An 11,228-nucleotide genomic window follows, 5' to 3' on the forward strand; every position below is an offset into this window, starting at 1 on the left:
AGTGCTGTTGAGTCTCGCCACTCGATCATGAATGTTGGGGTTACGATGCAGGCTTGAGTCGATCAGCGGCAGGCAGAGCATCGCCTGGCCAAGGCGGTGAATATCCTGCTGATCCTCTCGGGGATCAGCCTGGCGGTCCGAGCGCCGGCCCAAGCGCGATCACGGGCACGTCGCCCGGTCACCACTTTGGTCTGTCGGAGGGATTGATCGCAGCACCGGCCGCCGCTCTTGCGAAACCTGCCGGGAGACCGGTCCTGCGGCGTGACGCGGTGGCGGCGGGTGAGGGCTCGGGCTCTCGGCGTCCCGGCCAGGCCAGACGGGCGGCGTTCGGGAGTGTGGCGGACGCCATCGCAGGGGCGGCGTCCGCGAATGTTGAGGGCCGGCGGGACCGCGCGGGGCGGCGGCGCCGGTCGCGACGCGTTAGTGGATCGACCGGTCCTTGCGCTCGATCTGGACGAGCGAGGCTTCGTAGCTCTCGGCCTGGGCACGGGTCAGGCCGCTCACGAGCACGTGCGCGCCGCGGTAGACCGTGTAGGTGCCGTCATGCGTGGGCTTGACGCGAATGATCTCAGACATGCGCTGGCTCCCTTGCGCGAATCACGACTGATTTTCTTGGATTTGAACGTGACGTTAACGAATCGGCGTTCGCGCGCAAGAGGGGGGACGCGAAACCGCCGGGTTCTCGACACGATCATGACCAAAGTACAGCCGCCGAGGAGCGGTGGTCGGCCGGTCTTCCCACGGGGCGGCAACGCGCAAGCCCGCGCCCGGGTCCGGCATAGCCGGCTCACCAGACCCGCGACGATGCCGCAGGGTCACGCAGGATCTTGGAGCAGAGGATCCTGGCGCAGGATCTCGGAATCGGCGTGCGGATCAGGACGGCGCGCGGGCGGTCGCAACGTGGGTCGCCGGCGCGCTCTTCTGGGCGGAGGGGGCGAGGACCGGCGCATGGCCGGGCAGGGTCCACCAGCCGACGGCCGAATGCACCGCCAGGGTGAGCCCGAGGAGGACGGCCATCGAGACCGCGTGGCGGGCCATGCTGGGCGCCGCCGGTGCCGGCGACGGCTCGCGCCGCGGGGCGGCAGCGCAGTCGAGGGGCTCGGGCTCCAGCGGGAGGAGCGAGGCGTAGTGGCCGGCGGGCTGGCCGGACGGACGGTTGAAGGGTCCAATGCTGAACATCGGCGTCTCCTGTCGAGGCCCCTGCGACGGAGGGCTATCGGAACCGCCCAAAGTTAACAGCTGCTGAACGAGATGATAGCCCCGATCACGAACCCGTGAACGCCGGGGCTTGTACACCGCCCGTTCAGGAACGCTGCGTGGCCCTCAAGCCTCACGGTCACCCGCCGGCAGATCCGCGAACAGGTCCGGATGTCGCAGGCGCAGGGTCTGGGTCAGGCAGAGCGTCTTCATGTCGGCGATCCCGCCGCGATCGGCCATGGCGGCGAGATCGTGAAGCGCGATCTCCACCACCTCGATGCTCTCGTGCTCCTCCGCGAGGCCCCCGCCCGTCCCCTCGCGGTCGGCGGCCCGGTAGGGCGCGAGGAAGAGGTCCATCCGCTCGGTCGAGAGGCCCGGCAGCGCCCAGACCCGGCCGGCGGGCTCGAGCCGCGACAGCCGCAGGCCGACCTCCTCGAACGCCTCGCGCCGGGCGCAGGCCTCCGGATCGTCCTCCTCGCGCAGGCCCGCCGGCGCCTCCAGCACCGACGGCGTGCCGTCGACGAAGCAGGGCGGCGTGCGGAACTGCCGCACCAGCAGGGCGACGCGGCGCTCGGGATCGTAGGGCAGCACGGCCACGGCGGGCCCGTGATCCTCGATCTCGCGGGTGATGCGGCTGCCATCCGGCATCCGCACCTCCGCGACGAGGTAGCGCGCCCAGCCCTCGTAGACCGTGCGGGTGCCCTCGATGCGCGGCGCATCCGGGTCGGGCCTCTCCCGGGTCACGCGGCACTCTCCCGGTCGTCGGCGTCGTGACGGGTCTCATCCTGGCTGCAGCCGGCGCCGCGGCGGATGTCGAAGGTCAGGACGCCGTCGTCCTTGAGCACCCGCTCGAGGTGGTCGCCGCGCTCGCGCAGGAGGTTGGGGATGTCGATGGCGGCCAGCGGGTCGGTGCAGCGCACCGACAGGCCGTCGCCGGGCGCGAGGCCGCGCAGGGCCTTCGCGGTGCGCAGGACCGGAAGGGGGCATCTGAGCCCGCGCAGGTCGAGGTCGTGGCGTCGCATGATCGCTCGGGTGTCGTTGTCCGGTTCCGGTTGAGCATATCCGGCGCAGACGAGAAAGCCCGGCGCGGGGCATCCCGCGCCGGGCTTCCTTTGCAGACCTGTCCCGTCAGGGACGGTCCCGCCGATCAGTAGCCGTAGCCGTAATAGCCGTAGGACGGGTAGCTGTAGCCGTAGGACGGGTAGCTGTAGCCGTAGGACGGATAGGCGTAGCCGCCGACCGGGGCGTAGCCGCCGTAATAGCCGCCATAGGCCGGGTAGCCGTAGCCGTAGGACGAGGCGGACCCCGCCGCGATGGCGCCGCCGATGATGCCGAGGGCCGCACCGGCCGCCAGCGCGCCGCCGGCGCCGATGCCGCGACGGTAGCCGTAGCCGCGGTAGCCGTAGCCGCGATAGCCGCCGCCGTAATAGCCGCCGCCGCGCCAGCGCACCTGGTCGACGGTCGCGCCCGAGCCGGCGATCGCCGCCGAGGTGGCGGCCGGCAGCGGGGCGGCCTGGGCGCCGACGGTGCCGGCGGTCAGGGCCGCAGCGGCGCCGGCCGCGAGGGCGAGGGTGGTGATGCGCGACATGCTGATCTCTCCGATCGTGTGAGGAACGTGCCCCGTTGGCCTCAAGAACGGTCAAGGGCCGGCCTCTGTTCCAAGATTCCGGCTCGATTGACGAACCGTCAATCGGTATCGGCTACGCTTTCTCGCATGATCAGCCGCCGGCCCGCGTGCGCCGCCGCACTCGGCTCGACTGTCGCCGCCGGCTCCGTCCCGTCCGGATAAGCTTGCCGCGCCGGATCGGCTTGGGGCCGGGCCCGCCCCTCGTCCCGATCCGCGACCGGACCTCAGAACGCGCAGGCGCCGAAGGCCGGGTCGACCGAGCCGCGCCACGGCCCGTCATAGAGCGCGAGCAGGTCCTCGGCCCGGCTGCGCGAGGCCGCGATGGCCTGGAGCGGCGCGAGGTAGAGCGTCTCGTCGCGCCCCTGCGGGTCGAGCCGGGCCCGCGCCCTCAGGCCCGCCTCGGCGAGCGCCAGCGCGTCGCGGGCGAGCTCCCGCAGGCGCCGGTTGCCCGCCGGCGCCTCGAGCCCGAGGCGCGGCACCTCGGCCCGCATCGCCTCGCGCTCCGCCGCGGTGAGGTCCCGCACCAGCTGCCAGGCGCCGTCGAGGGCGGCCGGGTCGTAGTAGAGCCCGGTCCAGAACGCGGCCTGCGCGGCGATCATGTTGGCGTCGCCGACATCGGCCCCGCGCATCTCCAGGAAGCGCTTCAGCCGCACCTCCGGGAAGGCGGTCGAGGCGTGGTTGGCCCAGTCCGACACGGTGGCGCGCTCGCCCGGCAGGGCGGCGAGCCGCCCCTCCATCAGGTCGCGGAACGAGGCGCCGCTGACGTCGTGGTAGGTCTCGCCGCGCTTGACGAAGTACATCGGCACGTCGAGGAGCCAGTCCGCATAGGCCTCGTAGCCGAATCCCTCGTCGAACGCGAAGGGCAGCATGCCGGTGCGGTCGGGGTCGGTGTCGCGCCAGATCGCGGAGCGGCGCGACAGGAAGCCGTTCGGCTTGCCGTCGGTGAAGGGCGAGTTGGCGAAGAGCGCGGTCGCGACCGGCTGCAGCGCGAGGCCGACCCGCATCTTCGTCACCATGTCGGCCTCGGACGAGAAGTCGAGGTTCACCTGCACGGTGGCGGTGCGCAGCATCATGTCGAGGCCGAGGCTCCCGACCTTCGGCATGTACCCCTTCATGATGCGGTAGCGGCTCTTCGGCATCACGGGCGTCTCGTCCCGCGTCCATTTCGGGCTCATGCCGAGGGTGAGGAAGCCGATGCCGAGGGGATCGGCGGCCTGGCGCACCGCGTCGAGGTGCTGGCTCAGCTCGTGGGCGGTGGCGTGGACGTCGGGCAGCGGCGCGCCCGAGAGCTCGAACTGGCCGCCGGGCTCCAGCGAGATCGCGCCCCCGCCCTCGACGGCCGCAAGGCCGATCACCCGGCCGGCATCCTCGATCGTCTCCCAGCCGGTGACCGCGCGCAGGCCCTCGAGCAGGGCGGCAATGCCGCGCTCGCCGTCATAGGGCACCGGCGCGTGGTCGGCGCGGTAGAACGGGACCTTCTCGTGCTCGGTGCCGATGGCGAAGGCGTCGTGCGGCTTCTCGCCGGCTGCGAACCACTCGATCAGCTCGGACCGCGCGCTGAGCGGGGTCGCGTCGGACACGTCGCGCGCCATGCGCCACCTCGTGCTTAGAACGAAAACGATGTCTCCCGGCGGGCCTGCGACCCACCGTCAAGGTTGCGCCTAAATAGGCCGCGGACGACCGAGCCGCAACGCGGCCCCATCATACCCCTGGGGCGCATGTCCCCCCTGTCCTGGTGCCGGGCCGGCTTCGCGCCCCGTCAACCAACCGTTCACCACGCTGCCCGGATCCGGGATGCCCCCCTTTGACACGGAACAAAACAAGAACAAACATACGTCCATCGGAAGGGGACAGACCATGAACATACGCAAGTTCCTCCTCGGTGTCACGGAGATCGCCTCGATGGGCCTGCTCACCGGCGCGATCGCCCTGTGGGCGGTGGCGCTCTCGCCGATGCATTGACGGGCCTCCGTTGCCGCACGGCCACGACCGGGATGGTTCCGTCGATTTGCCGGTGAATCCCCGGCGATTTTCGCCTCGGTGAGGTGCGGCAGGCCGTGACTCTCCGGGCTTCGCCGGGAATCCTACCTCGCTCGAACCGGAGCGAGAGTCGCCTTGCAGATCCTGAAGCCCGTCGGCTACGTCCACCTGCACGTCCACTCCTCCTACTCCCTGCTCGAGGGCGCGCTGAAGATCGGCGACCTCGTGAAGGCCGCGGGCGCCGACCGGCAGCCGGCGCTGGCGCTCACCGACACCAACAACCTGTTCGGGGCGCTCGAATTCTCCGAGAAGGCGGCGGGCTCCGGCATACAGCCGATCGCCGGGATGCAGCTCAGCGTCGCCTTCGAGGCGGCCGAGGGCGGCAAGCTCAACGCCGCGCACCCGCACGTCGTGCTGCTCGCCAAGGACGAGACCGGCTACGGCCACCTGCTGCGCCTGGCGAGCCGGGCCTATTTCGACAACGAGATCGGCGAGGCGCCCCGCGTCTCCGCGCAGGCGCTCGCCGAATGCGCCGGCGGGCTGATCGCGCTCACCGGGGGGCTGGGCGGACCGGTCGATGCGGCCCTGCGCGCCGGCCGGCCCGAGCTGGCGCTCGCCCGGCTCGAAGCCCTGAAAGGCGCCTTCGGCGAGGCCAACCTCTACGTCGAGGTGCAGCGCCACGGCCTTCCCGACGAGCGCGCGGTCGAGGGCGAGCTGATCCGCCTCGCCGACCGGCACGGCCTGTCGCTCGTCGCCACGAACGAGCCCTACTTCGCCAAGCCGGACGATTACGAAGCCCACGACGCACTCCTCGCCATCGCGGAAGGCCGCCTCGTCTCCGACGACAAGCGCCGGCGCCTGACCCCGCGCCACGCCTTCAAGACCCGGGCCGAAATGGCCGAGCTGTTTCGCGACCTGCCCGATGCGCTCGCCGCCACGGTCGAGATCGCGATGCGCTGCGCCTGCCGGGCGCGCACCCGCAAGCCCATCCTGCCGAGCTTCGGCGCGCCGAGCCTCACCACACCGGCGCAAGGCACGCCGGAGGGCGCCGCCGCGCAGGCCCTGGCCGCCGCCGCGACGACGGCTGTGGCCAAGGAGATCGCCACCGACGAGGCGGCGGAGCTGCGCCGCCAGGCGGAGGAAGGCCTGACCGAGCGCCTGCGCCAGCACGGCCCGGCCGAGGGGCTGACGGAGAAGGATTACCGCGACCGGCTCGAATACGAGATCCGCGTCATCACCAACATGAAGTTCCCGGGCTACTTCCTGATCGTCTCGGACTTCATCAAGTGGGCCAAGGAGCACGACATCCCGGTCGGGCCCGGCCGCGGATCGGGCGCCGGCTCGCTCGTCGCCTGGTCGCTCCTCATCACCGACCTCGACCCGATCCGCTTCGGCCTCCTCTTCGAGCGCTTCCTCAACCCCGAGCGCGTCTCGATGCCGGATTTCGACATCGACTTCTGCGTCGAGGGCCGCGAGCGGGTGATCCGCTACGTGCAGGAGCGCTACGGCGAGGGCCAAGTCGGGCAGATCATCACCTTCGGCACCCTGCTCGCCCGCGGCGTGCTGCGTGACGTCGGCCGGGTGCTGGAGATGCCCTACGGCCAGGTCGACAAGCTGACGAAGCTGGTGCCGCAGAACCCGGCCAACCCCGTGACGCTGGCCCAGGCGATCGAGGGCGAGCCGAAGCTCCAGAGCGCGATCGAGGAGGAGCCGGTCGTCGCCCGCCTGATGAGCATCGCCAAGAAGCTCGAGGGCCTGCACCGCCACGCCTCGACCCACGCCGCCGGCGTGGTGATCGGCGACCGGCCGCTGGAAGAACTGGTGCCGCTCTACCGCGATCCGAAGACCGGGATGCGGGTGACCCAGTTCAACATGAAGTGGGTCGAGCAGGCGGGCCTGGTGAAGTTCGACTTCCTCGGCCTCAAGACCCTGACGGTGCTCCGCGCCGCCACCGACCTCCTGAAGCGGCGCGGCATCGAGGTCGATCTCCCCTCGCTGCCGATCGACGATCCCCTCACCTACGAGCGCCTGCGCAAGGGCGAGACGGTCGGGGTGTTCCAGGTGGAATCGGCCGGCATGCGCAAGGCGCTGGTCGAGATGTGCGCCGACCGGTTCGAGGACATCATCGCCCTCGTGGCGCTCTACCGCCCGGGCCCGATGGCCAACATCCCGGTCTATTGCGAGCGCAAGCTCGGCCGCGACGCCGGCAACGAGAAGAACTGGTACCCGCACGAGAAGCTGGAGCCGATCCTCGCCGAGACTTTTGGCATCATCGTCTACCAGGAACAGGTGATGGAGGTGGCCAAGGTCCTGGCCGGCTACTCGCTCGGCGACGCCGACCTCCTGCGCCGCGCCATGGGCAAGAAGATCAAGGCGGAGATGGACGCCCAGCGCGACCGCTTCGTGAAGGGCGCGGTCGAGCGCGGCCTCGACAAGGCCAAGGCCAACGAGATCTTCGACCTCTTGGCCAAGTTCGCCGATTACGGCTTCAACAAGTCGCACGCGGCGGCCTACGCGCTGATCACCTACCAGACCGCCTATCTCAAGGCGAATTACCCGGTCGAGTTCATGGCCGCCTCGATGTCGCTCGACATCGACAACACCGACAAGCTCGCCGAACTGCGCCAGGACGCGCAGCGCCTCGGCATCAAGGTCGAGCCGCCGAACGTGAACCGCTCCGGCGTCACCTTCGAGGTGCATGACGGCGCGATCCGCTACGCGCTCGCCGCCATCAAGGGCGTCGGCCGCGCCGCCGTCGAGGCGATCGTGCAGGCCCGCGCAGACAAACCCTTCCGCGATCTCGGCGACTTCGCCCGGCGCCTCAACCCGAAGCTCGTCAACAAGCGCACCCTGGAGAGCCTGGTGGCGGCCGGCGCCCTCGACGCGATCGAGCCCGACCGGGCCAAGGCCTTCGCCGCCGTCGAGCCGATGATGCGCCTCGCCCAAGGCGCGGCGGAGGCCGAGACCGTCGGCATGATGGACATGTTCGGCGGCGTCGCGGCCGCCGAGGTGTCCTTGCGCATCCCGCCCCACGAGCCCTGGCCGATGGCCGACCGGCTCAAGCGCGAATACGACGCGGTCGGCTTCTTCCTCTCCGGCCATCCCCTCGACGAGTACGGCGACCTGTTGCAAAAGCTCCGGGTCCAGACCTGGGCCGAGTTCTGCCGCTCGGTCCGCGCCGGCACCTCGAGCGTCGGCCGGGTGGCGGCAAGCGTGCTCGACCGCGCCGAGCGCCGCACCAAGACCGGCAACAAGCTTGGCATCGTCACCCTCTCGGACCAGACCGGCCATTTCGAGGCGATCATCTTCTCGGAGGGCCTCCAGCATTACCGCGACCTCCTGGAGCCCGGCGCCGCCCTGGTGCTCCAGCTCCAGGCCAGCACCGAGGGCGAGGACGTGCGCGCCCGCATCCAGACCTGCGAACCCCTCGACCAGGCCGCCTCCCGCCACCAGAAGGGCATGCGGATCTACCTGCGCGACGAGCGCCCGATCGTGAGCGTGCAGCAGCGGCTGCAGGTGCGCGGCGAGGGCGAGGTGTCGCTGATCCTGATCCTCGACGAGGGTGAGCGGGAGGTGGAGGTGAAGCTGGGGGGGAAGTATCAGGCGACGCCGCAGATCGCGGGGGCGCTGCGGGCGGTGCCGGGGGTGGTGCAGGTGGAGGTGAGTTGAGGGGGCCTTGCAGGCCGTTCGATGTGCAAAACGGCGCCGACAACCTCCTCATCATTTGGAGTTCCAGTAAGCGGTTGGGGGAACGACGACGCGAAACCTGGGGCGGTGCCTGTATCGCGACGGGATTGGGCAGTGCTCCGGGATGTAACGGTTCCTCAGCCGCGCGCAGCCTGATTGCCGAGCCCGGCTTTGGTTTTTTCTCGGCGCCTGAAAGACTAACGCATGAAACATGAAGACTTTATATTTGCTCTAGAGAATCTTGAAAAAATCCATTCGCATGTCGGCTTCGATTGCGAAATATGGCTAAAATCAGGGGATAAAATTTATGGTCGCCCGGAAATTGTCGAGGGTAAAAGTGTCCTTTTTGTTATCGAGAGCGCTGATCCAGTCGGACCGATTCATTTCAATGCCAATGACGTCGTGGCCGTTAGGATAACATCCTCGATTTAGTCGGTTTGTATGGCATGCTGCGCCACGCGCACAATAGTCGCAGGCGCCGATATTTCGATCATTCAATATTCGTGCAGGGATATCGTCAGGCGAGAGTCGTGCCATTCAAAATTGATCTTGAAGCAAATTCCGACATAACTATGTCCATTTCGGCATTAGTTGGTGCGCCCTGACTAAAGATGAAATCTCCCTCTCTCATGCTGGCTAAGGCGTCGCGTACCAGTCCCATCGCCGCAAGTGCAAGGCTGCCTCCGATCGACACGCGCCGCACGCCGAGACGCGCGAAGTCGGCGATCGTCAATGTGCTCTCGCTGCCGCCGCGGGCGCCGAGTACATTCAATGGCGCATCGATGGACGCGGCAAGGCGCTCCACCGTCGCGGCATCCATCGCCCCTGGGATGAACACGCAGTCGGCTCCCGCTGCGGCGTAGGCTCCTGCCCGGCGGACAGCCTCGGCGAAATTCGCCTCAGCGAAGGCCGAGTTCCGGCGGACGAGGTAGGGATCGGTCCGCACGTTCAGGACGAAGGGGCGATCCGTCCGCGCGATCACGTCGCGTGCAGCACGAATGCGATCGCACATGCGCTCTGCCTCGATCAAACACGGATCGCCCCCGACGCCACTGTCCTCAATGTTGGCACCGGCGACGCCGACCTCAATGACAGCAGCCAAGGTCGTAGCAACATCTTCGGGGCGCGGACCGTATCCGTCTTCCAGGTCCGCGGTTACCGGCACGTCGACAGCGCGAACGATATGAGCAACTTGCGCAACCATCTCATCGCGCCTCAACACTCCTTCCGGTACGCCAAGAGCGTGGGCGATACCTGCACTGGTGGTAGCAATGAACTCGAAGCCTGCCTCGGCCATCAGGATTGCGCTACCGGCATTCCAAGCGTTTGGCAGAACGAGGATGCCTGGTTCGGCATGGCGCGAAGCGAAGCGGGTCAACTGGCCGATGGTGGCTGGCATGGCATATTTCCTCTCTGCCGATGAAAGCTGGACTCAGCGTCTCGGTGTGTCCAATGCATTGTTATTCAGCCCTGAATCAGGAATTTGCATCACGTGACCCTCGACGAGCTAGAAGCCTTCGTGACGGTTCTAAGGGAGGGTGGAGTGACGCGCGCGGCGGCAGTGATCGGGCGCTCGCAGCCTGCGGTCAGCCGACGGATCGAGCAACTCGAAGCTGATCTCGGTTGCACGCTTCTGGAACGTACGCCGACGGCCGGCGTGATCGGACCGACGGAGGCTGGTCGGGCCCTGCTGCCGCATGCCGAGGCGGCGCTTGCTGCGACGCGCGACGCGCGTCGAGCGGTGGAGGCAGTGGACCGCGGCGGTACGGGCGAGGTTGGCTTGGCCGTGGTTGGCACACTCGCGACCTCTGCTTTCGCGGCAACCTTGCGTCAGTTCTCCGCTGAATTTCCAGCAGCGCGGCTCGTGCTTCGCACGGCCACGAGCCGAGACGTGAGCGCGATGGTCCGCCGCGGTGAGGCGACGATCGGCCTCCGTTACGGAGACGATGACGATCCGATCCTTGAGACGAGTCCCGCAGGACGAGAGACCCTGCTGGTGGTGGCCGCCGCGGAGCGTGCATTACAACTCGCGGGGGCGAAAGGCGGAGGCGGCACCTTGCATGGGCAGTCCTGGATCGGCTTCCCGCTGACCCGTGACGGCGGATCGTTCGGCGAAGCGCTTCAGGACATGCTCGGCCGCATCGGCCTCGGAGCAGCTCCGGTGACGCCCGTGGACGGGCTAACGGCACAATTGCGACTCGTAGAAGCGGGCATTGGTCTGGGGCTGCTACCCGCCTCCATCGTGGAGGACGGGCTCATACGTGGCAGCTTGGTCAGGGTACCAATAGATGCACCAATAGAGACGACGGTGCCGATCACTTTGATTAAGCGCCGTGGCGCCTACTTGTCGGCGGCAGCGCACGGCCTTGCCAAGGCTCTTCTGGCCGGCAGCGAGCGAGAGACCTGTCTTCACGCCCGGGGTGTGTTGGCACCCTTGAGATGATCTGTCTGGTTTCAGTCTCTCGCTAACTCAGCAGGTGGCGACACCTCCTCCAACCCCAACCACCCAGCCAAAAGCCCCCCGCGCGCCCTTTGTGCCGCGTGCACCACGAGCCGCGACCCCGCCCGGTCCGCCTTCAGATCCACCCGCCCCACCAGCTTCTCCCCGAACAAGAACGGCAGCACGTAATACCCGTACTGGCGCTCGGCCGCCGGGGTGTAGGGCCTGTTGTCACTTGAACCTATTGCGGTCGTGAGCGTTTCCGCGCTTTGAGCGAGGAGACGCGATGCTGACGGA

The 11,228-nt window shown here is 68.5% G+C and carries 9 protein-coding genes and 1 pseudogene; 2 read left to right on the forward strand and 8 right to left on the reverse strand.

Annotated elements, in window-relative coordinates:
* Nucleotides 1–420: 420 nt before the first annotated feature.
* The 6 genes from EU555_RS36540 to EU555_RS33535 form a co-directional block, all read right to left on the reverse strand.
* The gene (locus EU555_RS36540) at nucleotides 421–576 is read right to left on the reverse strand and encodes a hypothetical protein (RefSeq protein ID WP_167858749.1); all 156 of its coding nucleotides are present in this window, start codon (nucleotides 574–576) and stop codon (nucleotides 421–423) included.
* Nucleotides 577–873: 297 nt separating this feature from the next.
* Nucleotides 874–1,179, reverse strand: a complete 306-nt coding sequence (locus EU555_RS33515; RefSeq protein WP_135419662.1) for a hypothetical protein — start codon at nucleotides 1,177–1,179, stop codon at nucleotides 874–876.
* Between the two features lie 144 nt (nucleotides 1,180–1,323).
* The gene (locus tag EU555_RS33520; protein ID WP_245524628.1) at nucleotides 1,324–1,941 is read right to left on the reverse strand and encodes an NUDIX domain-containing protein; all 618 of its coding nucleotides are present in this window, start codon (nucleotides 1,939–1,941) and stop codon (nucleotides 1,324–1,326) included.
* Nucleotides 1,938–2,219, reverse strand: coding sequence for a sulfurtransferase TusA family protein (locus EU555_RS33525; RefSeq protein WP_135419663.1), 282 nt, complete (start codon nucleotides 2,217–2,219; stop codon nucleotides 1,938–1,940). Before EU555_RS33525 ends, EU555_RS33520 begins: the two co-directional genes overlap by 4 nt.
* Nucleotides 2,220–2,344: 125 nt before the next feature.
* Nucleotides 2,345–2,785 carry a hypothetical protein gene (locus EU555_RS33530; protein ID WP_135419664.1) on the reverse strand — a complete coding sequence of 147 codons (441 nt, stop codon included), beginning with the start codon at nucleotides 2,783–2,785 and terminating at the stop codon, nucleotides 2,345–2,347.
* Between the two features lie 263 nt (nucleotides 2,786–3,048).
* Complete coding sequence (locus EU555_RS33535; protein WP_135419665.1) at nucleotides 3,049–4,416, reverse strand: glutamate--cysteine ligase; 1,368 nt, start codon at nucleotides 4,414–4,416, stop codon at nucleotides 3,049–3,051.
* Between the two features lie 523 nt (nucleotides 4,417–4,939).
* On the opposite strand from EU555_RS33535, the gene dnaE reads away from it, so the two are divergent.
* The gene (gene dnaE / locus EU555_RS33540) at nucleotides 4,940–8,473 is read left to right on the forward strand and encodes a DNA polymerase III subunit alpha (RefSeq protein ID WP_135419666.1); all 3,534 of its coding nucleotides are present in this window, start codon (nucleotides 4,940–4,942) and stop codon (nucleotides 8,471–8,473) included.
* A gap of 535 nt (nucleotides 8,474–9,008) precedes the next feature.
* On the opposite strand, the gene EU555_RS33545 is transcribed toward dnaE, so the two are convergent.
* Nucleotides 9,009–9,890 carry an isocitrate lyase/PEP mutase family protein gene (locus tag EU555_RS33545; RefSeq protein WP_135419667.1) on the reverse strand — a complete coding sequence of 294 codons (882 nt, stop codon included), beginning with the start codon at nucleotides 9,888–9,890 and terminating at the stop codon, nucleotides 9,009–9,011.
* Nucleotides 9,891–9,983: 93 nt separating this feature from the next.
* Here EU555_RS33545 and EU555_RS33550 point away from each other — a divergent pair, with 93 nt between their 5' ends.
* Complete coding sequence (locus EU555_RS33550) at nucleotides 9,984–10,934, forward strand: LysR family transcriptional regulator (RefSeq protein ID WP_135419668.1); 951 nt, start codon at nucleotides 9,984–9,986, stop codon at nucleotides 10,932–10,934.
* A gap of 11 nt (nucleotides 10,935–10,945) precedes the next feature.
* Here the strand turns inward: EU555_RS33550 and EU555_RS36755 are convergent.
* Nucleotides 10,946–11,228 (reverse strand): annotated as a pseudogene (locus tag EU555_RS36755) (crosslink repair DNA glycosylase YcaQ family protein); the annotation flags it as partial.

The sequence above is a fragment of the Methylobacterium nonmethylotrophicum genome (assembly GCF_004745635.1).
Lineage (GTDB): Bacteria > Pseudomonadota > Alphaproteobacteria > Rhizobiales > Beijerinckiaceae > Methylobacterium > Methylobacterium nonmethylotrophicum.